General features: G+C 66.2%; 23 protein-coding genes. 12 read left to right on the forward strand and 11 right to left on the reverse strand.

The features are described 5' to 3' along the window. The first annotated feature begins 174 nt into the window (after window positions 1–174). Window positions 175–2,880 (forward strand): M16 family metallopeptidase, encoded by a 2,706-nt coding sequence (locus C1704_RS11130; protein ID WP_245876470.1) that lies wholly within the window; start codon window positions 175–177, stop codon window positions 2,878–2,880. Here C1704_RS11130 and C1704_RS11135 read toward each other — a convergent pair. After that, window positions 2,861–4,048 (reverse strand): GNAT family N-acetyltransferase, encoded by a 1,188-nt coding sequence (locus tag C1704_RS11135; protein ID WP_104302810.1) that lies wholly within the window; start codon window positions 4,046–4,048, stop codon window positions 2,861–2,863. The two genes, C1704_RS11130 and C1704_RS11135, sit on opposite strands and share 20 nt — an antisense overlap. On the opposite strand from C1704_RS11135, the gene C1704_RS11140 reads away from it, so the two are divergent. Both C1704_RS11140 and C1704_RS11145 read left to right on the forward strand, forming a co-directional pair. Further along, window positions 4,049–5,746, forward strand: a complete 1,698-nt coding sequence (locus C1704_RS11140; protein ID WP_104302811.1) for an NAD+ synthase — start codon at window positions 4,049–4,051, stop codon at window positions 5,744–5,746. A gap of 39 nt (window positions 5,747–5,785) precedes the next feature. Then, window positions 5,786–6,124, forward strand: a complete 339-nt coding sequence (locus C1704_RS11145; protein ID WP_104302812.1) for a P-II family nitrogen regulator — start codon at window positions 5,786–5,788, stop codon at window positions 6,122–6,124. A 66-nt stretch (window positions 6,125–6,190) separates the two neighbouring features. On the opposite strand, the gene C1704_RS11150 is transcribed toward C1704_RS11145, so the two are convergent. From C1704_RS11150 to C1704_RS11175, 6 genes are read right to left on the reverse strand one after another with little or no spacing between them, the layout of a single operon-like run. Next, window positions 6,191–6,775 (reverse strand): LOG family protein, encoded by a 585-nt coding sequence (locus C1704_RS11150; RefSeq protein ID WP_104302813.1) that lies wholly within the window; start codon window positions 6,773–6,775, stop codon window positions 6,191–6,193. A gap of 20 nt (window positions 6,776–6,795) precedes the next feature. After that, a complete protein-coding gene (locus C1704_RS11155; protein ID WP_104302814.1) occupies window positions 6,796–7,182 on the reverse strand; it encodes a diacylglycerol kinase in 387 nt (128 codons plus the stop codon). 36 nt (window positions 7,183–7,218) lie between these two features. Next, window positions 7,219–7,758, reverse strand: coding sequence for an RDD family protein (locus C1704_RS11160; protein ID WP_170064683.1), 540 nt, complete (start codon window positions 7,756–7,758; stop codon window positions 7,219–7,221). Between the two features lie 13 nt (window positions 7,759–7,771). After that, window positions 7,772–8,494, reverse strand: coding sequence for a DUF3106 domain-containing protein (locus C1704_RS11165; protein ID WP_170064684.1), 723 nt, complete (start codon window positions 8,492–8,494; stop codon window positions 7,772–7,774). 17 nt (window positions 8,495–8,511) lie between these two features. Then, complete coding sequence (locus C1704_RS11170) at window positions 8,512–8,949, reverse strand: DUF3619 family protein (protein ID WP_104302816.1); 438 nt, start codon at window positions 8,947–8,949, stop codon at window positions 8,512–8,514. After that, entirely contained in the window at window positions 8,946–9,512 is a 567-nt protein-coding gene (locus C1704_RS11175) for an RNA polymerase sigma factor (RefSeq protein WP_104302817.1), read from the reverse strand. The genes C1704_RS11170 and C1704_RS11175 overlap by 4 nt, the downstream gene beginning before the upstream one ends. Before the next feature lie 234 nt (window positions 9,513–9,746). On the opposite strand from C1704_RS11175, the gene C1704_RS11180 reads away from it, so the two are divergent. From C1704_RS11180 to pbpG, 7 genes are all read left to right on the forward strand, one after another. Further along, window positions 9,747–11,531 carry an acetolactate synthase 3 catalytic subunit gene (locus C1704_RS11180; RefSeq protein WP_104302818.1) on the forward strand — a complete coding sequence of 595 codons (1,785 nt, stop codon included), beginning with the start codon at window positions 9,747–9,749 and terminating at the stop codon, window positions 11,529–11,531. A 156-nt stretch (window positions 11,532–11,687) separates the two neighbouring features. Further along, window positions 11,688–12,179, forward strand: coding sequence for an acetolactate synthase small subunit (ilvN, locus tag C1704_RS11185; RefSeq protein ID WP_104302819.1), 492 nt, complete (start codon window positions 11,688–11,690; stop codon window positions 12,177–12,179). Between the two features lie 44 nt (window positions 12,180–12,223). After that, a complete protein-coding gene (gene ilvC / locus C1704_RS11190; protein ID WP_104302820.1) occupies window positions 12,224–13,240 on the forward strand; it encodes a ketol-acid reductoisomerase in 1,017 nt (338 codons plus the stop codon). A 79-nt stretch (window positions 13,241–13,319) separates the two neighbouring features. Further along, entirely contained in the window at window positions 13,320–13,964 is a 645-nt protein-coding gene (locus tag C1704_RS11195) for a phosphatidylserine decarboxylase (protein WP_104302821.1), read from the forward strand. Beyond that, the gene (gene pssA / locus C1704_RS11200) at window positions 13,961–14,785 is read left to right on the forward strand and encodes a CDP-diacylglycerol--serine O-phosphatidyltransferase (protein ID WP_211286926.1); all 825 of its coding nucleotides are present in this window, start codon (window positions 13,961–13,963) and stop codon (window positions 14,783–14,785) included. Before C1704_RS11195 ends, pssA begins: the two co-directional genes overlap by 4 nt. 63 nt (window positions 14,786–14,848) lie before the next feature. Beyond that, on the forward strand, window positions 14,849–16,390 hold the full coding sequence (locus C1704_RS11205; RefSeq protein WP_104302823.1) for a 2-isopropylmalate synthase: 1,542 nt from the start codon (window positions 14,849–14,851) through the stop codon (window positions 16,388–16,390). 193 nt (window positions 16,391–16,583) lie between these two features. Then, window positions 16,584–17,639 carry a D-alanyl-D-alanine endopeptidase gene (pbpG, locus tag C1704_RS11210; protein WP_104302992.1) on the forward strand — a complete coding sequence of 352 codons (1,056 nt, stop codon included), beginning with the start codon at window positions 16,584–16,586 and terminating at the stop codon, window positions 17,637–17,639. 22 nt (window positions 17,640–17,661) lie between these two features. Here pbpG and C1704_RS11215 read toward each other — a convergent pair whose 3' ends face one another. Genes C1704_RS11215 through hpnC form a run of 4 tightly spaced genes read right to left on the reverse strand, consistent with a single transcriptional unit; the run spans window position 17,662 to window position 21,433 of the window. Beyond that, a complete protein-coding gene (locus tag C1704_RS11215) occupies window positions 17,662–18,429 on the reverse strand; it encodes an IclR family transcriptional regulator (protein WP_104302824.1) in 768 nt (255 codons plus the stop codon). 44 nt (window positions 18,430–18,473) lie between these two features. Beyond that, window positions 18,474–19,766 (reverse strand): hydroxysqualene dehydroxylase HpnE, encoded by a 1,293-nt coding sequence (hpnE, locus tag C1704_RS11220; RefSeq protein WP_104302993.1) that lies wholly within the window; start codon window positions 19,764–19,766, stop codon window positions 18,474–18,476. Between the two features lie 2 nt (window positions 19,767–19,768). Beyond that, window positions 19,769–20,605 carry a presqualene diphosphate synthase HpnD gene (gene hpnD / locus C1704_RS11225; RefSeq protein ID WP_104302825.1) on the reverse strand — a complete coding sequence of 279 codons (837 nt, stop codon included), beginning with the start codon at window positions 20,603–20,605 and terminating at the stop codon, window positions 19,769–19,771. Between the two features lie 9 nt (window positions 20,606–20,614). Next, the gene (gene hpnC, locus C1704_RS11230; protein ID WP_104302826.1) at window positions 20,615–21,433 is read right to left on the reverse strand and encodes a squalene synthase HpnC; all 819 of its coding nucleotides are present in this window, start codon (window positions 21,431–21,433) and stop codon (window positions 20,615–20,617) included. Between the two features lie 180 nt (window positions 21,434–21,613). On the opposite strand from hpnC, the gene C1704_RS11235 reads away from it, so the two are divergent. Together C1704_RS11235 and C1704_RS11240 are read left to right on the forward strand one after the other, a co-directional pair. Beyond that, window positions 21,614–22,765, forward strand: coding sequence for an efflux RND transporter periplasmic adaptor subunit (locus C1704_RS11235; protein WP_170064685.1), 1,152 nt, complete (start codon window positions 21,614–21,616; stop codon window positions 22,763–22,765). A 17-nt stretch (window positions 22,766–22,782) separates the two neighbouring features. Then, window positions 22,783–25,905 (forward strand): efflux RND transporter permease subunit, encoded by a 3,123-nt coding sequence (locus C1704_RS11240; RefSeq protein ID WP_272867984.1) that lies wholly within the window; start codon window positions 22,783–22,785, stop codon window positions 25,903–25,905. Window positions 25,906–25,955 lie beyond the last annotated feature (50 nt).

The following is a 25,955-nucleotide window of genomic DNA, read 5'->3' on the forward strand; positions in this document are numbered from 1 at the left end:
TGCGGATTCCCGTGTGAAAGTAGGACATCGTCAGGCTATTAACCCCCAAACCCCCACCCCCGACAAGGCGGTGGGGGTTCGTTTTTGGGGTTCGGAACCTCTTCTGGCCGGGACGTTCAGACAGCGGTGATCTTCTGGAGGCACGTGACGATGTCTTGGTGGCGCTGTGGCTTGGTGGGATTGTTTTTCTTTGGGGCGCTGCCGGCATCCTGGGCCCAGATGCCCGGCACGCTGCCTGCACCGGTGGCCCAGGTCGAAGGCGTGCAGGAGTATCGGCTCGACAATGGCCTGCAGATCCTGCTGGTGCCCGACGCGAGCAAGCCCACGACCACGGTGAACCTCACGGTTCGAGTGGGATCGCGTCACGAATCCTATGGCGAGACGGGGATGGCCCATCTGCTGGAGCATCTGCTTTTCAAAGGCAGTGCCAGGCACCCAGACGCCTGGGCGGAATTCAGCCGCAGGGGCCTTCGAGCCAACGGATCGACGTGGTATGACCGCACCAATTACTTTGCAAGTTTTGCTGCAGACGACGATAACCTGCGTTGGTATCTCGACTGGCTTGCCGATGCGATGGTGAATGCCTCGCTGGAGCGCAGTGCGCTGGACGCCGAGATGACGGTGGTGCGCAATGAGATGGAGATGGGTGAGAACGACGCCGGACGTGTCCTGCTCGAGCGGGGCCTGTCGACCATGTACCTCTGGCACAACTACGGCAACAGCACGATCGGCGCACGCAGCGACGTGGAGAACGTCGACATCGAGGCCCTGAGGCGCTTCTACCGCACGCACTATCGTCCGGACAACGCGACGCTGATCGTTTCGGGTCTGTTTGAGACGCAGAGGGTTCTGGACTGGGTCCAGACCTACTTTGCGCCCCTCCCGCGACCAGGTGCGCCGTTACCGGTGCCCGTCACGCTGGATCCGGTTCAGGACGGCGAACGCGAGGCAGTTCTTCGGCGCCCTGGGGGCGTACCGCTGATCTATGCGATGTACCACGTCCCGCCGGGGCCGCACCCGGACCACGCGGCCTTCCGGGCGCTTGCCCTGATTCTGGGAGACAGCCCGGGGGGGCGCTTGCATCGCGAACTGGTCGAGTCTTCCGTGGCCGCTGCTGCCTTTGCCTTCACCCAGGGGTTGGCTGACCCGGGCTATGCCTTGTTCGGGCTGCAACTGGCTGCCGACGGTGATGTAACGCGGGCGCAAGAGGCGCTTCTGCGTGTGGTCGAGGGGCTGGAGCACGCGCCCATCACTCAGGCGGAGCTCGACCGAGCGAAGGCCCGTTGGCTCAAGCAATGGGAACTGTCCTTTGCCGATGCGCAGCGTGTCGGTGTCGCGCTGTCGGAGTCGATCGCTCAAGGGGACTGGCGCCTGCACTTTCTCACACGAGACCGCATCCGCGATCTGCGTCTTGAAGATGTGCAGCGGGTGGCACAGGCCTACTTGGTCCGAGACAACCGCACGGTGGCCCGCTACGTGCCGGAGGCAACTCCGCGCCGGGCGCCGGAGCCGCAGCGCGTGGATGTGGCGGCCCAGCTGGCGGGCTATGTGGGGGATGTGCGGCAAGGCGTGATCGAGACATTCGAGCCCACGCCCGCCAACATCGACGCGAACACGGTCGTGCACCAGGTGGGTGAGGGGCTGCAGGTGGCCCTGCTGCCGAAACCGACGCGGGGGCAGCTGGTCCATGCGCGGCTGGACTTGCGCTTCGGATCGGTTACGAGCCTGCAGGGCCAGGGCGAGGCTGCCAGCATGGTTGCAGCTTTGCTGGACAAGGGCACCCGGCGCCTGTCACGCCAGGCCCTGTCGGACGAACTCGATCGCTTGCGTGCGGATGTCTCGGTGCAGTCCGTCGCAGGGGGGGTCAGTGTGTCGATGAGGACCTCGCGGGACCAGCTCCCCGGCCTGCTGGCTGTCGTGGCCCAGATGCTGCGAGAACCGGCCCTGGAGGCGGCGGCGTTCGACGAGGTTCGGCGTCAGTGGCTGGCCGGGCTGCAGGAGGCTCTGCGCTCGCCGGAGGACCGCGTGGACAATGCTGTGGAGGGGCGTCTGAGCCCGTACCCACCGGGCGATGTTCGTCATGTGGCGGATCTGGACCGGCAGCGTCAGTCGGTGCAGGCCTTGTCCCTGCAACAGGTCAGGGCCTTCCACAAGCGCTTCTATGGTGCGTCCCATGCTCAGTTTGCTGCTGTGGGAGACATGGATACACAGGCCGTGCTCGACGCCCTGGAACAGCATTTCCGGGGTTGGCGCAGCGCGGAGGTGTACGAGCGCATTCCCCGGCCATTCGCCGAGGTCCTACCGGCGGAACTCAGGTTCACCACCCCGGACCAGCGCAATGCTTATCTGCGTGCCAGCCAGCCCTTGCCCATGTCCGATGCCCATCCCGACTATGCCGCGTTCCTGGTGGCGAACTATCTGCTGGGCCAGAGCGGCAGTTCGCGACTGTGGAGCCGTGTTCGCGAGCGGGAAGGCCTGTCGTACGGCATCCAGTCCTATGTGGAGTGGAATGCCTGGGAACCCAATTCGACCTGGACCGTGTCTGCCATCTTTGCTCCTGAAAACCTGATGCGTGTGCGACAGGCTGTCGAGGAGGAGGTGACAAAGGCCCTGTTGGAGGGCTTCACCGCAGAGGAAGTGGAGGCCGCGCGCAAAGGGCTGCTGGCGCTGCGACGACTGGGGCGGGCCCAGGATGCTCAGCTGGCGGCAGCCTTGTCGGAGAATCTGCGGCTGGGGCGTCGTTTCGAGGTGTCGCAGGCGGTGGACGAACGGATTGCGCGCCTGACCCCGCAGGAGGTGCATGCCGCGCTGCGCAACCATCTGCGCCCGGACCGCTGGGTCTGGGCCGTTGGCGGCGACTTCAAGGAGGCGGTGCGCTGACGTCGCGGAACGGGTTGCGCTCGCGCAGTTCGTCGACGTAGGCGGCGATGCCGCGCCCCTCTCGCTGGAGGAAATGCGCCACTGCGTCCGAAAAGGCAGGGTGGCGCAACCAGTGGGCCGACCATGTCGTGACAGGCAGGAGCCCGCGGGCCATCTTGTGTTCGCCCTGCGCTCCACCTTCGAAGCGCTGGTAGCCCTGATCGATGCACCATTGCAGGGGCTGGTAGTAGCAGGCCTCGAAATGCAGGCAGGGCACAGGCTCCACACATCCCCAGTAGCGACCGTAGGCGATGCGCTGTCCGGGGTCGATACCGACGAGCGAACTCGCGATGCGCTCGGTCCCTCGGTAGGCCAGAAACATCAGCCAGTGCTGCGACAGGTGCTGCGCCATCTCGTCGAAGAAGGCCCGTGTGAGGTAGGGCGTCGAGCGGTGGGCATGGTACGTTGCCACATAGCAGCGGTAGAAGAAGTCCCAGTCGTCAGCGGTGATCTGCGAACCCTGACGAGTCTCGAAGCGGATGCCTGCCTCGGCGACCCTGCGGCGCTCCTGAGCGATCTTCTTGCGCTTTTCGCGCTGAAGCTGCGCCAGAAAATCGCCAAAGCTGCCATATGGGTCGGGGGTGCGGTTGTGCCAGTGGAACTGAACGGTGCGGCGCAGCAGCCACCCCTGCGATTCGGCTGCGGCGCGATCGGCATCGCACAGGAAGAGCAGGTGCGCAGACGAAACCAGGCCTTCGGCAAGCAACTCGCGCAGCCCCTGCAGCAGGGCAAGGCGCGCACCCTCGTCCAGCGCGAGCAGTCGGGGGCCGGGGACGGGCGTGAAGGGAATTGCGCCAGTGAGCTTGGGGTAGTAGGGCAGCCCGTGGCGCTCGTGGGCATCGGCCCAGGCCCAGTCGAAGACATACTCGCCATAGGAGTGTGACTTCAGGTAGAGCGGCAGGGCCCCCTGCAGGCGGTCGCCTTGCCAGGCGGTCAGGAACTGCGGCAGCCAGCCCGTGTCGGCGGTGGCGCTGCCTGACCGGTGCAAGGCCTGGAGGTAGGCGTGCCGAAGGAAGAAGGGCGCACCGCCGTTGGCATCCAGCAGGTGGTCCCAGTCCGCGGAGGCGATCTGTGCGGGGTCGTCATGGACCCGGATGACATAATCGACCGACCTCTTCTCCACTTTCATATGTCAGCCCAAGCCGTGGTCAAGGTTGCCGTTGCGCAGTTCAACCCTTCTGTTGGCGATCTCGCCGGCAACGTATCGCGCATCGAGGCCTGGGCCCGCCGGGCGCACGCCCAGGGGGTGCGCCTGCTGATCACGCCGGAACTGTCGCTGTGTGGCTATCCCCCCGAGGACCTGCTGCTGCGCCCGGCCTTCCTGCAGGCCTGCGAGGAGGCGCTGGCGGCGTGTGCGGCTCGTCTGGCCGACCTGGAGGGTTTGCATGTGGTGGTGGGTCATCCGCGTTCGTGGACAGGATCGGGCGATCTTAGGACCAGGTCGGTGATCGTGCCGCAACGGGTGAATGCAGCCTCGGTGCTGGCGGGGGGAAAGGTGCGGGCCACCTACGCCAAGCGCGAACTGCCGAACTACCAGGTCTTTGACGAACGGCGCTACTTCGTGTCGGGCCGCGAGCTCGGCCAAGGGCCGGTGGTCTTCGAGGTCGACGGCATCCGCTTTGGTCTGAACATCTGTGAGGATGCCTGGTTCGTCGAGCCGGCGCGCAGCGCGCGCGAGGCAGGGGCGCAGGTGCTCGTCGTGCTCAATGCCTCGCCCTACCACCTGGGCAAGGTGGCGGAGCGCGAGGAGCGCATGGCGGAGAGAGCGCGCGAATGCGGGCTGCCGCTCATCTACGCGCATCAGGTGGGTGGTCAGGATGAGGTGGTCTTCGATGGCGCGTCCTTTGCCCTCAATGCGGACGGTGCGGTGACGGCTCGTGCGCCGATGTTCGAGGAACACCTCATGGTGCTGGACGTGTCGCCCCAGCGGGTGCAGGGCGAGCTGCATCCCCTGCCGCCAACGGAGGCCCAGGTCTGGGCGGCCCTCGTCACAGGGGTGCGTGACTACGTGGGCAAGAACGGTTTCCCCGGGGCCATCATCGGCCTGAGCGGGGGGATCGACTCGGCTTTGGTGCTCGCCGTGGCGGTCGATGCGCTGGGGGCAGAGCGGGTGCGCACGGTGATGATGCCGTCGCCCTACACGGCCGACATCTCCTGGCTGGATGCGCGCGACATGGCGCAGCGCCTGGGCGTGCGCTACGACGAGTTCTCGATCACGCCGATGTTCGAGGCTTTCAAGGCGACGTTGGCCGGGGAGTTTGCGGGCCTTCCCGAGGACGCGACCGAGGAGAACATCCAGGCGCGTGTGCGCGGGACGCTGCTGATGGCCCTGTCGAACAAGCACGGCAGCATCGTGCTGACCACCGGCAACAAGAGCGAGATGGCCACCGGCTACTGCACGCTCTATGGCGACATGGCCGGCGGCTTTGCGGTGATCAAGGATGTGGCCAAGACCCTGGTCTATCGGTTGGCGCGCTGGAAGAACGAGCAACCGACACGTCGTGCCGACGGCAGCACCGGCCCTGTGATTCCCGAGCGCATCATCACGAGGCCGCCATCAGCCGAGCTGCGGCCCGACCAGACCGACCAGGACAGCCTGCCCCCCTATGAGGTGCTGGATGCGATCATGCAGCGCTACATGGAGGACGACCAGAGCATCGAGGACATCGTGGCGGCGGGCTACGCGCGGGAAGACGTCGAACGCGTGACGCGGCTGCTGAAGATCAACGAGTACAAACGCCGCCAGGCGCCGGTGGGGATCCGCATCACGCACCGCGCGTTCGGACGCGACTGGCGCTATCCGATCACCTCGAAGTTCCGCGCTTAAACTACCCGCATCGAGATTGACATTCCCACGGAGCCGCACATGAAGCAGATCACTGCCGTCATCAAACCGTTCAAGCTCGAGGAGGTGCGTGAAGCACTTGCCGATGTGGGCGTGACCGGCCTGACCGTCACCGAGGTCAAGGGCTTCGGCCGTCAGAAGGGCCATACCGAGCTCTACCGTGGTGCTGAGTACGTGGTGGACTTCCTGCCCAAGGTGAAGATCGAGGTGGTGGTGAAGGATGAGGACGTGGACCGCTGCATCGAGGCGGTCATCAAGGCGGCCAAGACCGGCAAGATCGGCGACGGCAAGATTTTTGTGACCCCGGTGGAGCAGGTGGTGCGCATCCGCACGGGAGAAACGGACGACGCCGCCATCTGAGGCTGCGGACGGCACGTTCATGCTGCGAGAGGCCCACTTCGGTGGGCTTCTTGCATCTTCACGCGGTCAGATCTTCCGGTAGTCGTCGGGTGCGGTGGCCTGCTGTGCCTGGGTGCGCAAAGCTTCCAGCAGGGCGGCCGGATCGGTGCTCACCTGCAGGACCCCATGCTGCGCGGGGCTGAGGAAGCCCTGCGCCACGGTATGGCCCAGAAAGCCGAGCAGGCCGTCGTAGTAGCCCTGGACATTGAGCAGGCCCACGGGCTTGTCGTGGTAGCCGAGCTGGCGCCAGGTCCAGACCTCGAACAGCTCCTCGAAGGTGCCGATGCCGCCGGGCAGGGCGAGGAAGGCATCGGCACGCTCGGCCATCAGGCGTTTGCGCTCGTGCATGGTCTGCACCACGTGCAATTCTGTGAGGCCGGGGTGGCCCACTTCGCGGTCCATCAGGGTCTGCGGGATCACGCCGACCACCTCGCCCCCCTCGGCCAGGACGGCGTCCGCGACCACCCCCATCAGGCCGACGCGGCCGCCTCCGTAGACAAGCCGCCCACCTTGGCGGGCCAGGCACCGGCCGACCGCGTCTGCAGCCCGTACGTAGGCAGGGTGCTTGCCGTCACGCGAGCCGCAATAGACACACAGCGAAAAAGAGGGCATGAGTCGAACGGTCGAAGGGATCAGGACAGAGGGAGCAGGCGAGCGCAGAGGGCTGCGACCCAGATCCCGCCGCACAGCAGCAGCGAAAGCAGCACGGCCGCACTGGCCAGGTCCTTGGCGCGCTTGGACAGGTCATGCATCTCGAAGGACACGCGGTCGATGGCTGCCTCGATGCCGGAGTTCAGCAGTTCGACGATCAGCACCAGCATGACGGAACCGGCCAGGAGCGCCACCTCGACCCAGCTCCGACCCAGCCAGAACGCGAACGGCACCATCACGACTGCGAGCCAGAACTCCTGACGGAAGGCGCTTTCGCTCTGATACGCCACTCGCAGGCCGTCGATGGAGTAGCGCAGGGCATGGGCTATGCGGGTCAGACCTGTGCGGCCCTTGTGTGGATTGGTCATGGAACGATTGTGCCTGCCCGAGGCGGCGCGTGAATGTCAGTGCTTCGGCTGCGCTGCGGGTGGCACGGTCACCAGGCGCGTGCCGCAGACCGCGTCATGCCAGAACTGCCGGTCGCGGCGCAGGAGGGCAAGGCTGGCATAGCCCACGATCCAGCCCGTCACCGAACCGAACACGGCCCATCCGTTGCCGGCGACACCCAGGACATGGGCCAGCGCGAGGCCCGGTATCACCCAGACCCAGGCGGTCACGAAGCGCAGCAGCGCTCGCCCGCGGCCGGGCAGGCGTCCGTCGCGGCCCTCGAGTCGGATGCGCCACGTCTGCATGGGCAGGGTCTGACCACTGCGTGTCCAGCACCACACGAAGTACCAGGCCAGGATGACGACAATGAACGCGCCCAGCCCCACACGGCCTTGCAAGGCATGGCGCTGTCCCAGCAGGATGCCGTACAGCAGGCCCGCGATCATGACGATCCCGAAGAGCAGGACCGCTTCGTAGGTCAGGCAGGCCAGCCGGCGCCGAAGGGTCGGGGCGGTGGTCAGCGGTGCCGGGGGAGGGGAAGTGACGGTGGAGGACAAGTTCGGGCGTCTTTCACGGCGCCGCCGGCTTGGGTGCACGCGCAGAGGGCATCACGGGGCGCATGGCAGCCGCACCTTGCGGGCCTGCCACCGGCAGCAGCGTCTGAGGGTCGATGAGTCGGGACGAAGTCGCGATTTTCGGCAATCCGGGCTGCTGATGCCAAGTGGGCTGAGCGCGCTGGGTGACGGGGACCGTCGTGACCCCGGGGCGGACCTGCTGGGTCGTGGGAGACGCGGGCACCGACACGGGCTGACGTGCCCCAGGCGAGGCTTTCACGTCGAATCGCTGTGCCTGGGCCGCCAGCGCCTGGCGTTCCTCCGGAGGCAGGGCTTTGTAGGACTCCCAGCGATCCACCCGCTGGGAAGCCGGCAGGTCCTTGGCCGTACCGAAGTTGATGCGCGCCAGTGTGCGCTGCTGGGGAGACAGCGCCACCCATTCGCCCATACGTTCATGCACCCGACGGCGCTCGTCCTCGTTCAGGGAAGGAAAGCGCTGGGCGACTTCCAGCCATTTGCGCTTGCGAGGGCCATCGAGCGTGTCCCAGACCCCCTTGAGGGGGCTGAGGGCTTGCCGTTGGGGGGGGGCGAGCTGGCTCCAGCGAGGTCCCTCCTGGGACGCTGCGGTCAGCCGGGCCGGCTCGGCTCCACCGGCCGGGGGCGGTTGCGCGCACACGCTGCCGGCCAGAACCGGGCCGAGCACCCCGAGGGACGCCAGACGCAGCAGGAGGGGGCGCAAGCACGGCGGACGAACCATCATTCTCGCGGGGTTCTCAGGAACTCTAGGAAGCCGGGGTCGGCATAGGCGGCCGGAGGCAGATCGTCGGCCAGCAGCATGGCGTCGATTTCGGCGGCCAGCTGGATCTGGCGCTCCGTTTCCCAGTGGTCAATGAGCAGCAGGCCGCCCAGCAAGGCCAGCAAGGGCAGCAGCCCTCCCAAGGCAGCCCACCATCTGCGCTCGCCGCCCTGGCCGGCAGGACCACGACCGAGCGCTGCGGCCCCGGAGGCGCTGACGACCCAGTTGGTCGTTGCAGCGGTCACGCGCCTGCGCGCGACCGCCTGCGCCCGCGCAAAACGCAGGCGCTCGGTGATGTCCGGCGGCAATGGGGCGTCGGACAGGTGGGCTGCCAGCAAGAGGCCCACCCGGGCCTCCAGGACCTCGGTTTCAGCAGACTGCAAGGGCGAATGGTTCATGGCGTGATCCCCTTGAGCTTGAGCGCGCGCGCAAGGGCGTGCACGGCTCGGGAACAATGGGTCTTGACGCTGCCCTCAGAGCAGCCCATGAGGGACGCGGTCTCGGCGACATCGAATTCTTCCCAGTAACGCATCAGAAAGGCCTCCCGTTGACGGGGCGGGAGCTTCTGCACCTCGCTGTCGATGATCTGGAGCAGCTGGCTGCGCGACAGGGCTTCTGCAGCACTTTCCGTGCCTTCCGTGCTTTGCAGCGCCTCCAGGGTGTCAAGCAGATCCACGGGCTCTTCGCCGTCATGCCCCTCGAAGTCCGAGAACGACTGCATCACGGCGCCGCGCACCTTCTGCCGCCGGAACCAGTCGGTGGTGGCATTGGACAGGATGCGCTGGAAGAGCAGGGGCAGTTCAGACGCCGGCCGGTCGCCGTACCTTTCCGCCAGACGGATCATGGCGTCCTGCACGATGTCCAGGGCCGCATCCGCATCCCGAACGGCATAGACGACCCGCTTGAAGGCGCGCTTGTCAACGCTCCTGAGGAAGTCGCTGAGTTCTTGTTCTGTCGCCAAGGGAAAGGAGTCGCGTCGTGGGCGTGCGAGAGCGTAACGTCAAATTATCGCATCGCCCTGACATGGGGTGCGCGGGCAATGTCATAATGCTGCCCTGCACAACATTGGGTCTCGACTCGGACGCCCGACCCGGGCGCCTCGTTCATGACCGCGCAGGCTCCACACCCGCCTCACGAGGGCGAGGAGAGGGGCACCGATCGTTTTTCGTCAGAGAAATTCAGAAAGGTTCGACATATGGACATGTCTGCCGCGGAACACAAGCGTGCCGCTGCCACCGATGGCACGCCGCCCCCGCACTCCTCCACGCAAGAGCTCAACGGTTCCGACATCCTGGTGCGCTGCCTCCAGGCCGAGGGCGTCAAGTACATCTGGGGCTACCCGGGTGGCGCGGTGCTCTACATTTACGACGCCCTGTACAAGCAGGAGACCATTCAACACGTGCTGGTGCGCCACGAGCAGGCTGCCGTGCACGCGGCCGACGGATATGCTCGCGCCACCGGCGAGGTGGGCGTGGCGCTCGTCACCTCCGGCCCGGGCGTGACCAATGCCATCACCGGCATCGCCACGGCCTACATGGACTCCATCCCCATGGTGATCATCACCGGACAGGTGCCCACGCCGGCCATCGGCCTGGACGCCTTCCAGGAATGCGACACCGTGGGCATCACCCGGCCCATCGTCAAGCACAACTTCCTCGTGAAGGACGTCAAGGATCTGGCCGTGACGATGAAGAAGGCCTTTCACATCGCTCGCACGGGCCGTCCCGGGCCGGTGGTGGTGGACGTGCCCAAGGACGTGTCGCTCAAGACCACCGAATTCCACTACCCCGACGGCGTGGAAATGCGCTCGTACAACCCGGTGCGCAAGGGCCATGGCGGGCAGATCCGCAAGGCCGTCCAGCTGCTGATGCAGGCCAAGCGGCCCTACATCTACACAGGCGGTGGTGTCATCCTGGGCAATGCCTCGGCCGAGTTGCGCGAGCTGGTCGATCTGCTGGGCTATCCCTGCACCAACACGCTGATGGGCCTGGGCGCCTTCCCGGCCACGGACCCGCGCTTCCTGGGCATGCTGGGCATGCACGGCACCTACGAAGCCAACATGACCATGCAGAACTGCGACGTGCTGCTGGCCGTGGGGGCCCGCTTCGATGACCGCGTGATCGGCAACCCGAAGCATTTCGCGTCGGTGGAGCGCAAGATCATCCACGTCGACATCGACCCGTCGTCCATCTCGAAGCGGGTGAAGGTCGACATCCCCATCGTGGGCGACGTGAAGGACGTGCTGCAGGAGCTCATCGCCCAGATCCGCGAGGCTCAGGCCCGACCCGATGCCCAGGCGCTGTCGGCCTGGTGGGGGCAGATCAACGAGTGGCGCAAGCGCGAGTGCCTGAAATACAAGCACTCGGATGAGGTCATCAAGCCCCAGTACGTGGTCGAGACGCTGTGGGAGATGACCCGCGACCGCGAGACCTACATCACCTCCGACGTGGGCCAGCATCAGATGTGGGCGGCCCAGTTCTATCGCTTCGACGAGCCGCGTCGCTGGATCAACTCCGGTGGCCTGGGCACCATGGGGGTGGGCCTGCCTTACGCCATGGGCATCAAGCTGGCCAAGCCCGAAGCCGACGTGTTCTGCATCACCGGCGAAGGTTCCATCCAGATGTGCATCCAGGAGCTGTCCACCTGCCAGCAGTACCAGACGCCGGTCAAGGTGATCTCGCTCAACAACCGCTACCTGGGCATGGTGCGCCAGTGGCAGCAGCTCGACTACGGCGGCCGCTACTCGCACAGCTACATGGACGCGCTGCCCGATTTCGTCAAGCTCGCCGAGGCCTATGGGCACGTGGGCCTGAAGATCGAGAAGCCGTCCGAAGTGGAGCCGGCGCTGCGCGAGATGATGCGCCTGAAGGATCGCACCGTCTTCCTGGACGTGCGCACCGACCCGACCGAGAACGTCTGGCCCATGGTCCAGGCAGGCAAGGGCATCACGGAGATGCTGCTGGGATCCGAAGATCTGTGACCCGCGCGCGGGCCGGCAAGGGCGTCACGTTGCCGCGTGGCGTCAGGCGCCGGCCGGACGCGGCGAACGGTTTCGGAACGACAATCACCCTCTCGAAGGACGTGGCCAAGGGCCGCCGGTTACCGCCGTCGGCCTGAAGAGCGCGAACAACGACCCATGAAACACATCATTGCAGTCCTGCTGGAGAACGAGGCCGGGGCCCTCTCCCGCGTGGTGGGCCTCTTTTCGGCCCGTGGCTACAACATCGAAAGCCTCACCGTGGCGCCGACGGAAGACCCGTCGCTGTCGCGCATGACGATCGTCACCACCGGCTCCGACGAGGTGATCGAACAGATCACCAAGCACCTGAACCGCCTGATCGAGGTCGTGAAGGTGGTGGACCTCACCGAAGGCAGCTTCACCGAGCGCGAGCTCATGCTGATCAAGGTGCGCGCGGTGGGCAAAGAGCGCGAGGAGATGAAGCGCATGGCGGACATCTTCCGCGGCCGCATCGTCGATGTCACCGAGAAAACCTACACCATTGAACTGACTGGCGACGCGAGCAAGCTCGATGCCTTCATCGAGGCCATCGAACGCACCGCCATCCTCGAAACCGTGCGCACCGGCACCAGCGGCATCGGCCGCGGCGAGCGGATCCTGCGCGTCTGATCCCCGAACCCAACTTATTCCAACCGGACAACCTGGAGAACACCATGAAGGTCTACTACGACAAGGACGCTGACCTGAGCCTGATCAAGGGCAAGAACGTCACCATCGTCGGCTACGGCTCGCAAGGCCATGCCCATGCCCAGAACCTCAACGACAGCGGGGTCAAGGTGACCGTGGGCCTGCGCCGTGGTGGCGCGTCCTGGGCCAAGGCCGAGAAGGCGGGCCTGAAAGTGGCCGAGGTGGCCGACGCCGTGCAGGGCGCCGATGTCGTGATGATCCTGCTGCCCGACGAGCAGATCGCCAGCGTGTACGCCAAGGATGTGGAGCCCAACATCAAGGAAGGCGCCTCGCTGGCCTTCGCCCATGGCTTCAATGTGCACTACGGTCAGGTGGTGCCCCGCGCCGACCTCGACGTGTGGATGGTGGCCCCGAAGGCTCCGGGCCACACCGTGCGCTCGACCTACACCCAGGGCGGCGGTGTTCCCCACCTGATTGCCGTGCACGCGGACAAGAGCGGCAAGGCGCGTGACCTGGCCCTGAGCTATGCCGCAGCCAATGGCGGTGGCAAAGCCGGCATCATCGAGACCAACTTCCGTGAGGAGACCGAGACCGACCTCTTCGGCGAGCAGGCCGTGTTGTGCGGCGGCACCGTCGAGCTGATCAAGGCCGGATTCGAGACCCTGGTGGAAGCTGGCTACGCACCCGAGATGGCTTATTTCGAGTGCCTGCACGAACTCAAGCTCATCGTGGACCTGATCTACGAGGGCGGCATTGCGAACATGAACTACTCGATCTCGAACAACGCCGAGTATGGTGAGTACGTCACCGGCCCGCGCGTGGTGACCGAGCAGACCAAGGAAGCGATGCGCCAGTGCCTGAAGGACATCCAGACGGGCGAGTACGCCAAGAGCTTCATCCTGGAGAACAAGGCCGGTGCCCCGACCCTGTTGTCGCGCCGTCGCATCACGGCCGAGCACCAGATCGAGGTGGTGGGCGAGCAGCTGCGGGCCATGATGCCCTGGATCAAGAAGAACCGCCTGGTCGACCAGTCCAAGAACTGATCCGCGTTGCGCCGCCGCACAGAGCCGCGAGGGCTTCCTCGCGGCTTTTTTGTTGCTCGCCTGTTGTATCCTCCCGCCCATGAACTATCCCCATCCCTTTCTCGCCAAGGAAGGCTGGCCTTTCATCGCCATCGCCTTCTTTGTCGCAGTGTTTGCCTCCTTCTTCCTGCCGGGCTTCCTGGCCTTGCTGTGCTGGCTGGCCCTGGCCTTTGTGGTTCAGTTCTTCCGTGACCCGCCGCGGGCCATCCCGGCCGACGTGGGTGCGGTACTCTCCCCGGCGGACGGGCGTATCGTCAAGGTCGAGAAAGTGCGCGACCCGTATGCCGACCGCGATGCGCTCCTGATCAGCGTGTTCATGAACGTCTTCAATGTGCATTCAAACCGCATCAGCATCGATGGCCGGGTCAGCAAGGTTCAGTACTTCCCGGGCTTGTTCATCAATGCCGACCTGGACAAGGCTTCCACGGAGAACGAGCGCAATGCCGTCGTGATCGAGTCGGGGGCCCACACCGTGACCCTGGTGCAGGTGGCTGGCCTGATCGCACGGCGCATCCTGTGCTACGTGAAGCCCGGCGACGAGGTGGCCAAAGGCCAGCGCTACGGCTTCATCCGCTTTGGCTCCCGCGTGGATGTGTACCTGCCGGTCGAGGCCACGCCGCGCGTGGCCCCCGGCGACAAGGTCTCGGCCACCTCCACCATCCTGGCCGTGCTGCCCCAGCAATGAACGAGACGCCCGACCCTGTCGATATGCCGCATGAGGACGTGGTGCGCCCGCGTCGCAAGGGCATCTACATCCTGCCCAATCTGTTCACGCTGGCCGCGCTGTTCGGGGGCTTCTACGCCATCGTGATGGCGATGAACCAGCGCTTTGAGCTGGCCGCCATCGGCATCTTCTGCGCCATGGTGCTCGACAGCCTGGATGGGCGCGTGGCGCGGATGACGAATACCCAGAGTACCTTCGGTGAGCAGATGGACAGCCTCTCGGACATGGTGTCCTTCGGCGCGGCGCCGGCGCTCATCATGTACGAATGGGCTCTGCAGGGCCTGGGCAAGCTGGGCTGGATCGCGGCCTTCGTGTACTGCGCCGGGGCGGCACTGCGCCTGGCGCGGTTCAACACCAACATCACAGTGGTGGACAAGCGGTTCTTCCAGGGCTTGCCGAGCCCGGCGGCGGCCGCCCTGGTCGTGGGATTCATCTGGGTGATGGATGATCTGGGCTACCGGGGCGCCTCGCGCATCGACTGGCTGACCTGGAGTGCGTTTGCGCTGACCCTCTATGCCGGGCTCACGATGGTCACCAACGTACCCTTCTACAGCTTCAAGGACGTGAGCTTCAGGCGCAGCGTGCCCTTCATCGTGGTGGTGGCCATCGCGCTGGCCTTTGCGCTGATTGCCTACCACCCGCCGGCGGTGCTGTTCGCACTGTTCGTGGTCTATGGTTTTTCGGGTTACGGCGTCTATGCTTTCCGCAAGGCCAAGGGCAAGCCGGTGAGCGTGATCGCCGTGTCCACCGACGAGCCCGACGAGCAGGGCCTGCACCGCTGACGGTGTCGTGGCCTGCGGGCCTTATCGCTTATCGTTTGATCCCCTCCCTGCACGGAGCCGACCATGGCAGACAAGCTGATCATCTTCGACACCACCTTGCGCGATGGCGAGCAGTCTCCCGGCGCGTCGATGACCAAGGACGAGAAGCTGCGCATCGCGCGCCAGCTCGAACGGCTGCGCGTGGATGTCATCGAAGCAGGTTTTGCGGCCTCATCGAACGGTGATTTCGAGGCCGTGAAGGCGATTGCCGACACGATCAAGGGCTCGACGGTGTGTTCACTGGCCCGCGCGAACGATCGTGACATCGGCCGTGCTGCCGAAGCCCTGAAGGGCGCGGCTTCGTCGCGCATCCACACCTTCATTGCGACCAGCCCGTTGCACATGGAGAAGAAGCTGCGCATGACACCCGAACAGGTGTTCGAGCAGGCCAAGCTGGCGGTGAAGTTCGCCCGCAATCTGTGCGGCGATGTGGAGTTCTCGCCCGAGGACGGCTACCGCTCCGAGCTCGATTTCCTGTGCCGTGTGCTGGAGGCCGTGATCGACGAAGGGGCGACCACGATCAACATTCCCGACACCGTGGGCTATGCCGTGCCGGAGCTGTACGGCAACTTCATCAAGACGCTGCGCGAGCGGATACCCAATTCCGACAAGGCGGTCTGGTCGGTGCATTGCCACAACGACCTGGGCATGGCAGTCGCCAATTCCCTGGCCGGCGTGCAGATCGGTGGCGCACGGCAGGTGGAGTGCACCATCAACGGGTTGGGCGAGCGTGCAGGCAACTGCTCGCTGGAAGAAGTGGTGATGGCCGTGCGCACCCGGCGCGACTACTTTGGCCTGGAACTGGGCATCGACACCAGCCAGATCGTGCCGGCCTCGCGCCTGGTGTCGCAGACCACGGGCTTCGTGGTGCAGCCCAACAAGGCGGTGGTGGGCGCCAATGCCTTTGCGCACGCCTCCGGCATCCACCAGGACGGCGTGCTCAAGGCGCGTGACACCTACGAGATCATGCGTGCGGAGGATGTGGGCTGGTCGGCCAACAAGATCGTGCTCGGCAAGCTGTCAGGCCGCAATGCCTTCAAGCAGCGCCTGCAGGAGCTGGGCATCGAGCTGGACTCGGAGGCCGAGGTCAATGCCGCCTTTGCGAAGTTCAAGGATCTGGCGGATCGCAAGAGCGAGATCTTCGACGAAGACATCATCGCGCTGGTCGGTGATGAGAGCGTCACCAGCGAGCAGGAGCACTATCGGCTGCTGGCGCTCTCGCAACGTTCGGAAATGGGCGAACGCCCGCACGCGCGCGTCGCGTTTGCGGCCGGCGGCCAGGAATTCCACGGCGAAAGCGACGGCAACGGCCCGGTGGATGCCAGCCTCAAGGCCATCGAAGCCCATGTGCAAAGTGGTGCCGAAATGCTGCTCTATTCGGTCAATGCCATCACCTCGGGAAGCACAGAATCGCAGGGTGAAGTGACGATCCGTCTGCAGCATGGCGGGCGGGTGGTCAACGGCGTGGGGGCGGATCCGGACATCGTGGTGGCTTCGGCCAAGGCCTATCTGGCCGCCCTGAACAAATTGCACAGCAAGGGCGAGCGGGTCGCGGCTCAGGGGTGAAACCGTCACAAAGTTGCACTTTCAGGGCTCACTTGAGAAATAGTGCGTAAGTTTTTGATCTTGCGTATGTTTTTCTGATCTCCTACACTCGCCGTCAAGCGACTGCGGGAGTAGGGCAGTGACAAGAGCGGTTTTCTGGAGCTTAGGGCGAGGTTTGGCGCTGGCGCTGGCCCTCGCCTGGGGGGCGGCCACCATGGCGCCTGCGGTGGCGCAGGACGGTGCCAAGCGCAGTGCCCAGGCATCCAACAAGCGACCCGCGGCCGACAAACCGGTGCGCAAGTCCGCCCAGCCAGCGCCGGTCAAACGCAGCGCGGCGACATCGCCTTCTCGCCCTCAGGCCCGTTCGCAGGCCGCGGCCTCACCTCGCAAACAGTCGGCCACCGTTCAGCGTGCGGTGGCGGCTGCACCGGCGCGTGTGTCCTACGGCCAGGCGTTCGGCCTGCACGCGGTCGAGGACCCGCTGGACCTGAAATCCAGTGTCGCTCTGGTGCTCGACCAGGAAACCGAAGAAGTCCTCTTCGCCAAGAACTCCCAGGCGGTGCTGCCCATTGCGTCGCTGACCAAGCTCATGACCGCGCTGGTGGTCATCGAGGCCGATCAGCCGCTGCAGGAGATGCTCACGATCACCCGCGAGGACATCGACACCGAGAAGGGCAGCAGTTCCCGCCTGGCGGTGGGGACGCGGCTGAGCCGCGAGGAAATGCTGCATCTGGCGCTGATGTCGTCCGAGAACCGGGCGGCCAATGCCCTGGGGCGTCACTACCCGGGCGGTTTGCGGCCTTTTGTGGCGGCGATGAACCGCAAGGCTCGCGAACTGGGCATGAACGACACGCGCTTCGTCGAGCCAACCGGCCTGTCCAGCCGCAACCAGTCCTCGGCGCGCGATCTGGCGGTGCTGGTCAAGGCCACGTATGGCGTGCCGCTCATCCGTGAGTTGTCGACCTCCCATGAGTACCAGGTCGTGGTGGGGAAACGCCAGCTGCAGTACCGCAACACGAACGGTCTGGTGTTCAATCCCAACTGGGAGATTGGCCTTCAGAAGACGGGCTACATCTCGGAAGCCGGGCGGTGTCTGGTGATGCAGGCGGAACTGGCCGGCCGCAAGCTGATCATGGTCTTCCTGGATTCAGCGGGCCGCTTCTCGCGCCTGGGTGATGCCGAGCGGGTGCGCAGCTGGCTGCTCGATCACGGCCTGGCCAGCCCGCTTCCCGCGGAAGATGACGTGGACGTGCCTCGCGTGACGTCCTGAGCCTGCACTGCCACCGGGGGCTTCAGCCCCGGTAGCCGAGCGCGGAGGAAATCTGCGCCGCGGTGGCTTGCAGCCGCTCCAGCCAGGCTTCCTCCAGCCGATCGGCCGGTGCCGAGATCGACAGTCCGGCAACCAGCTTGCCCTGGTCGTCGCGGATGCCGGCCGCCATGCAGCGCACGCCCAGTTCGAGTTCCTCGTTGTCGCGTGCGCAGCCGTATTGACGCACTCTTGCCAGCTCACGCTCCAGAGTCCCCAGGTCGGTGATGCTGTTGCGCGTATGGCCGGCCAGGCCGGTCCGGGTGGCGTAGGCGCGCACGCGCTGGGCATCATCCTGTGCGAGGAACAGCTTACCAACCGAGGTGAGGTGCAACGGGGCCCGTCCTCCGACCGCGCGCACGACCTGCATGCCGGAGCGTTCACTGTAGGTCCGCTCGATGTAGACGATCTCGTCGCCCTGGCGAACGGACAGGTTGACCGGCTGGTGCGTGAGCTTGTGCAATTCGCGCATCGGGCCCAGGGCGGCATCGCGCACATCGAGCCGGGCTTTGACCAGGTTACCCAGTTCGAGGAGGCGCATCCCCAGCCGGTAGCTGCCGGCCTCCGGACGATCGACGAATCGGCCAACGGCCAGATCGTTGAGGATGCGGTGGGCGGTGGAGGGGTGCAACCCTGTCTGCGCGCTGATTTCCTTGAGCGACACAGGATCCTGGTGGGAGGCCAGCACATCGAGCAGCGAGAACATGCGCTCGAGGACCTGGATGGTGGGGGCGTGTCCTTCGGACTTCTTCATGCGCTTGATTTTCACCCGAAACGGGGTGTTTTTGCATGGCGAAATCAGCGCTGCGAGGCGAGCCGGCGCCTCAGTCGCTGGGCTGCTGCCACGCCGGAGCGCACGGCGCCTTCCAGCGTGGCCGGGTAGGGGCCGGCGATGTAGTCGCCGGCCGCTTCGAGCGCAGGCGCCACGGAAGCCGCGGGCCGACGCAGGGCGGGTTCGCACAGGAAGGTGGCGCGGCGCTCGACAATGGTGCGCACCAGGCGCAGTGGCGGGCGCAGGAAGCGCGAGAGTTCGGTCTCGGCCTGCGCCATGACGGCCTCGGCGGTGGCCTCCAGACCCCGGGTGACCCAGGAGGACGCACCACTGACCACGAAAGCCAGCAGACCCGTGGGGCCACCCAGCAGCCCGCGGTCAAAGACGTACTGAGCCGGCGCCATGTCGGTGCTGCGCAGGGCGAGCATGGGCAGGGGCAGGCGCGCGCCTGGCGCATGGGCGTAGACCGTCACGATGGGCTCGAAACGCAGGGCTTGCGCGCACTCGGCCCACTCCGGTGCATGGGCATGGGCGAGTCGCGCGGCCTCGGTGGGGGAGCAAGCCAGGATGACGGCATCATGGGCCTGGCCATTCACCGACCAGCGCCCATCGGGCAGCGCCTGCAGGTCAGAGACCCTCGAGCCACGACGCACCGTGGCGCCCGCGTGCTCCAGCCAGTCCGCGGCGGTCTCGGGGAAGAGGCGGCCCAGGTCGGTGCGGGGCAGCAACAGGTCGCTGCTGCCGGGGCCGGCGCTCAAGGTGTCGTGCAGGACGCGAAGAAAAACCTCTGCGCTGGCCTGGGTGGTGGGGGTGTTCAGGGCTGCCACGCACAAGGGGTCGATGAGCTCGTGACGCACTCGCTGTGGCAGGCCGGCACACAGCTGTGCCACGGTGAGCATCGGGTCGCACCGGAAGCGGCGCCATGCCCAGCCGGTGGCCGCCGAGAGCAGGGCGGCACGCTCGCGCAGGCCCCAGCCGGGGTAGCCGACGATGGCCTTGATCAGGGCCGGAACGGGGTGCCCTGCCTGCAGTTGCAGCCCCGTTCCATCGGCGTAGGCGAGCTGCAGCGGCAGGCGCAGAAGGTCGAGGGTGGTGCGCACACCCACCTGGCGCATCAGCCGCAGGCATTCCGTGTAGGCACCGATGAGGATGTGCTGGCCGTTGTCCAGGGCCACGCCTTCGATGTCCACCCGGCGCGCCCGCCCCCCGAGCTGGGTTGCCATCTCGAAGAGGGTGACCTCGAAGCCTTCATCGACGGCCTGGACCGCGGCAGCGCAGCCGGCCCAGCCCCCGCCGACGACCGCGAGTGTGCGCGGCATGGTCACCAGCCCCGCCAGTGGGTGCGCCAAGCGATCCACAGCTTGCGCAACGGGGTGAGCGCGATGCGCTGATGCAGGACCTGGAAGCCCGTGGACTCGACTTCGCGCAGGAGCGTGCGGTAGATGTTGGCCATCATGAGCCCAGGCTTTTGCGCGACGCGGTCCGCCTGCGGGAGGCTGGCCAGCGCCTCGTCATAGCAACGGTGCGCACGTTCGGCCTGGAATCGCATGAGGGCGGTGAAGCGCTCGCTGTAGACGCGATTCAGGATTTCATGAGCCTTGACGTCGAACTGCTGCAGCTCGTTGATGGGCAGGTAGATGCGGCCACGACGTGCGTCGTCACCCACGTCCCGGATGATGTTGGTGAGCTGCATGGCCAGGCCGAGCTGGTGTGCGTAGCGGATCGTGGCGGGGTCGGTCCGGCCGAAGATGCCGCTGGCCACCTCGCCCACCACGCCGGCCACCAGATGGCAATAGCGCTGCAGGGCGGGGTAGTCGAGGTAGCGAGTCTGGTCCAGGTCCATCTGGCAGCCATCGATCACGGCCTGGAGATGCTCGGCGCGGATGTCGAAGGCCGCTGCGTGCGGCACGAGCGCCTGCAAGGCTGGATGGCTGGGCTGGCCAGCGAATGCGGCGGCCACTTCCTTGCGCCACCAGGCCAGCTTCGCCTGGGCCACGCTCGGATCCGTCACTTCGTCCACAACATCGTCCACCTCCCGGCAAAAGGCGTAGAAGGCGGTGATGGCCGCCCGGCGGTCGGGCGGGAGAAAGAGGAAGGCGTAGTAGAAGCTCGACCCGCTGGCCGCGGCCTTGTCCTGAACGTATTGTTGTGGGGTCATGGGCTGGTGTCACATGCGCGCAGCGTGCCACAGCAACGCCGGGGCATCGAGCCGGCGCAGCACGGGGCGGGCGTGCAGGGTCGCATAGTCAAGGCGGCGGATTTTCTCAAGGATGCGAAGTCCTCCTTGCACGACCAGCCGCAACTCCCAGCCGAATCGACCGCGCACGCGGTGCACCAGCGGTGCACCTTCGAGCATCAGGGCTTGCGACCACTCGACCATCTCTTGCATGAGGGCCTGGGTATCGGGAGTTTCGTGGCGGGCCAGCAGCGACGCCGGGGGAACACGATGGCGGGCGCAGTCCTCGAGCGGGATGTAGAGGCGCCCGCGGGTGGTGTCAATGCTCAGGTCCTGCCAGAAGTTGATGAGTTGCAGGGCGGAGCAGATGGCATCGGACTGACGCAGCGAAGTCTCATCGGCCACGCCAAGCAGATGCAGGAGCAACCGTCCGATCGGGTTGGCCGAGCGTCGGCAGTAGTCGAGCAGTTCGGCGCGATCAACGTAACGGTGCTTTTCCACATCCTGTTCGAAGGCGCTCAACAGGTCCTCAAGCAGGGGCACCGGCCAGTGGTGGCGGGCGAGGGCCTCGCCCAGGGGCCCGAAGACATGAGGCCAACGTGCCGACGCAGGCTGCCCGGCCACCGTGGCCGCCAGGTCGCGCCGGTAGTCGGCCAGGTCGGCCAGGCGTTGCTGCGGGCTGCGGCGGCCCTCGTCGGCCAGGTCGTCGGCCGTCCGGGCATACCAGTACAGGGCCGCCACGGCGGGGCGCAATGCCGCGGGGCACAGCCACGACGCGACAGGGAAGTTCTCATAGTGGTCCACGCTCACGGCCGGGATTGTCCACGCTCTTGGGCGGTGAGGGGCCGACGTCGCGGGATCTTGACATCGCACAAATCAGTCTCTAGAGTACTGACCGGTCAGTCAGTATTGGCTGGCGCTCAACACGCGGCCGCAATGCGCTCGGTGCCCTGCGCGACGGCCTTCGATTCCCTGCACCAGAGCTTCCCGATGTCCACGCCTCCTCTACGAACTTCCATCGCGCTCGTTGCAGTCCTGGCGCTGCTGGCGGCCTGTTCCAAGTCGCCCTCACCGCAGGAGCCGGTCCGCGCCGTGCGCACGCTCACCCTGGCACCGCAGCCCGCAGCTGCACAGCAGGAGTACGCTGCCGAGGTGCGGGCCCGCACCGAATCGCGGCTGGGGTTCCGCGTTGCGGGCAAGATGGTCCAGCGACGGGTGAACCTGGGTGACACGGTGCGAGCCGGTCAGGTGCTGGCCGTGCTGGATGCTCAGGACCTGCGGCTGGGCGAGCAGGCGGCGCACGCCGCCGTGTCGGCTGCTCAGGCCAACCTCGACCAGGCCGAGGCGGACTTCAAGCGGTTTACCGAGCTGCGGGCCCAGGGCTTCATCAGTTCGGCCGAACTGGAGCGTCGCGAGACGGCCTTGAAGGCCGCCCGGGCGCAATGGGCCCAGGCCCGAGCGCAGGCGAACGTGCAGGGCAACCAAGCGGCCTATGCCAGCCTGGTGGCGGATGTGGCTGGTGTCATCACCGGCATCGACGCCGAACCCGGGATGGTGCTCGGTGCGGGGACGCCGGTGCTGCGTCTGGCGCATGACGGCCCTCGCGATGCGGTGTTTGCCGTGCCCGAGGATCGGCGCGAAGTCATGCGAACCCTGGCAGCCTCGGCAACGCCGGTGCGGGTGCGCCTGTGGGGACAGGAGGGGGCCAGCATCGAGGCCCGCATTCGAGAGGTGGCTGCTGCGGCTGACCCGGTCACGCGCACCTACGCCGTCAAGGCCGATCTGGGCGGCGCCGCGGCACCCCTCGGACGCACGGCCACGGTGATCATCGAGCTGCCCGCACAGACGGGTGTGGCAAGGCTGCCGCTCTCGGCGCTGCGCGAGCATCAAGGTCAGACCCAGGTGTGGGTGCTCGATCCCGACAGCATGACGGTGAACCTGCGCCCCGTGGAGGTGGTCGGGGCGCAAGGCAATGAGGTGGTCATCGGTAGCGGCCTGGCGCCGGGTCAGACGGTCGTGACGGCCGGGGTGCACGTCCTCAACCCGGGGCAGCGCGTCAGGATCTACAACGAGGGTCAGCCCCCCACCGCTTCGAACCCTGCGTCCGGCGCATTGGCTGCGACATCGCCTTCCACTCCCTGAGCCCCGCGAGGTCTTCCGTGAGTTCACTTCCTCTGCCGGCCTCGGGTGAGCGCCGCTTCAACATCTCGCGCTGGGCGCTCGAGCATTCCGCGCTGACACGCTACCTGCTGGTGGTGCTGATGGTTCTGGGCTTTGCGGCCTACTTTCAGCTCGGGCAGGACGAAGATCCGCCGTTCGCCTTCCGGGCCATGGTGGTGCGGGCCTACTGGCCCGGGGCCACGGCACAGCAGATCGCCGATCAGGTCACCGACAAGATCGAGCGCACGCTGCAGGAGGTGCCGTATGCGGACATCATCCGCAGCTACTCCAAGCCGGGCGAGACGCTCATCATCTTCCAGGTGGCCGACTCTTCACCGCCCGAGCAGCTGCAGGAGATCTGGTATCAGACGCGCAAGAAGGTCAACGACATGCGCGGCAGCCTGCCGCAGGGCGTCATCGGCCCCGTCTTCAACGACGAATTCGGGGACGTGTACGGCGCGATCTACGCCTTGTCATCCGACGGCTTCAGCCCGCGCGAACTGAAGGAGCACGCCGATCGCGTGCGGCAGCAGTTGTTGCGCGTGCCAGATGTGGCCAAGGTCGAGATCTTTGGTGCGCAGGACGAGAAGATCTACATCGAGATCTCGCAGGCCCGACTGGCACAGCTGGGTCTGGACTTCAGCCAGGTCATTGCCCAGCTCGGTCAGCAAAACGCGATCGAATCGGCCGGGGTCGTGCATCTGCCGACCGATCAGGTGCAGCTGCGCGTGGGTGGGCAGTTCAACTCCGAGGAGGAACTGCGCGCCTTCCCCATCCGGGCGGCCGGCAACACACTGCGACTGGGCGACATTGCGCAGGTGCGCCGCGGTTATGTCGATCCGCCGCAGGTCAAGGTGCGCCACCAGGGGCAGGAGGTGCTGGCCCTGGGCGTCTCGATGGCCAAGGGCGGTGACATCATTCGCCTCGGGAAGGAATTGCGAACTGCCGTGGAGCAGATCCGTGCCGAGCTGCCGGTGGGCATCGAGATGACCCAGTTCCAGGATCAGTCCACGGTGGTGTCTCGATCGGTCAATGAATTCATCAAGGTGCTGATCGAGGCCGTCGTGATCGTGCTCGCGGTGAGCTTCATCAGCCTGGGGTTGCACACCCGGCCGCTGCGTCTGGACTGGCGCCCCGGCATGGTGGTGGGCATCACCATCCCGCTCGTGCTGGCCATCACCTTCGTGACCATGTTCTATTGGGGCGTGGGCCTGCACAAGATCTCGCTGGGTTCGCTCATCATCGCGCTGGGTCTGCTGGTGGACGACGCCATCATCGCGGTCGAGATGATGGTGCGCAAGCTGGAAGAAGGCTACGACAAGCTGCGTGCGGCCACGGCGGCCTATGAAATCACCGCCATGCCCATGCTCACCGGCACGCTGATCACCGCTGTGGGCTTCCTGCCCATTGGCATGGCGAAGTCAGCGGTCGGCGAGTACACCTTCGCCATCTTCGCCGTCACGGCCGCGGCGCTGGTGATCTCGTGGGTTGTCTCGGTGTACTTCGTGCCGTATCTCGGCACCGTGCTCCTCAGGACGCGCCCCCATGCCGGCGACCAGCCTCACGAACTCTTCGACACGCCTTTCTACAACCGCTTCCGGCGCGTGGTCGACTGGTGTGTGCGTCATCGCTGGATCACCATCGGTCTGACCGGCCTGTCCCTGGTGCTCGGTGTCGTGGGCATGGGCCGGGTGCAGCAGCAGTTCTTTCCGGACTCGAACCGTCTTGAGGTGCTGGTCGATCTCTGGCTTCCCGAGGGTGCCTCGTATGCGGCCACCGAGGATGTGGCGCGACGTGTCGAGGCGCGGTTGATGAAGGAGGAGGGCGTGGCCAGCGTCAGTACCTGGGTGGGCAGCGGGGTGCCGCGTTTCGCTCTGGTGCTCGACCAGATCTTCCCTCAGTCGAATGTCAGCCAGATGATCGTGATGCCCAGGGACATCACCTCACGTGAGGCGCTGCGCCGCCGGCTCCCGGCCCTGCTGGCCGAGGAGTTCCCCGAAGTGCGGGGCCGCGTCAAGCTGCTTCCCAACGGCCCCCCGGTGCCCTACCCGGTGCAGTTTCGGGTCATTGGCTCCGAGCCGGCCCAGGTTCGTCGCATTGCCGACGAGGTCAAAGCCGTCATGCTGGCCAATCCCAACCTGCGCGGCGTGAACGACAACTGGAACGAGTCCGTGAAGGTGCTGCGCCTGGACATCGACCAGACGCGCGCCCGCGCCCTGGGCGTGACCAGCCAGGCCATCGCCCAGGCCCTGCGCACGGCACAGACGGGCAACACCATCGGACAGTACCGCGACGGCGACAAGCTCATCGACATCGTTCTGCGCACACCGGCCGAAGAACGCTCGGCGCTGACCGATCTGCAGAACGCCTATGTGCCCACCGCCAGCGGCCGCAGCATCCCGCTCACCCAGGTGGCCCGGCCCGAGTTCGTCTGGGAGCCCGGCGTGCTGTGGCGCGAGGGCCGCGACTACGCCGTGACCGTGCAGGGGGATGTCGTGGAGGGGCTCCAACCGGCCACGGTGAGCTTTCAGATCAACCCCGAGCTCGACAGGATCCGCGCACAGCTTCCGGTCGGCTATCGCATCGACATGGCCGGAACGGTGGAGGAGAGCAGCAAGGGCACGGGCTCGATCGCTGCCGGCGTGCCCGCCATGCTCTTCATCACCTTCACGCTGCTGATGCTGCAACTGCACAGCTTCAGCCGCGCGGTGCTGGTCTTCCTGACGGCGCCGCTGGGCATCGCCGGGGTGGCCGCCGCGCTGCTGATCCTCGACCGACCGTTCGGCTTCGTGGCCCTGCTGGGGGTGATCGCGCTCATGGGCATGATCATGCGCAACTCGGTCATCCTGATCGACCAGATCGAGCAGGATCGCGCCCGGGGCGTGCCCGACTGGCAGGCGGTGGTGGAGGCAGCGGTGCGCCGGCTGCGGCCCATCCTGCTCACGGCCGCAGCCGCGGTGCTTGCGATGATTCCGCTGTCGCGCAGCATCTTCTGGGGTCCGATGGCTGTGGCCATCATGGGCGGCCTCATCGTGGCCACCGTGCTGACCCTGCTGGCTTTGCCGGCGATGTACGCCGCCTGGTTCAGGGTGAAAGAGCCCGGGGCGGTGGCGCCGGGTTAAAATCCCTGGTTTCCTGGAACACCCATAGGAACACCTGAAGGGGAGCAGGC

This window comes from Caldimonas caldifontis (assembly GCF_002930615.1).
Lineage (GTDB): Bacteria > Pseudomonadota > Gammaproteobacteria > Burkholderiales > Burkholderiaceae_C > Caldimonas > Caldimonas caldifontis.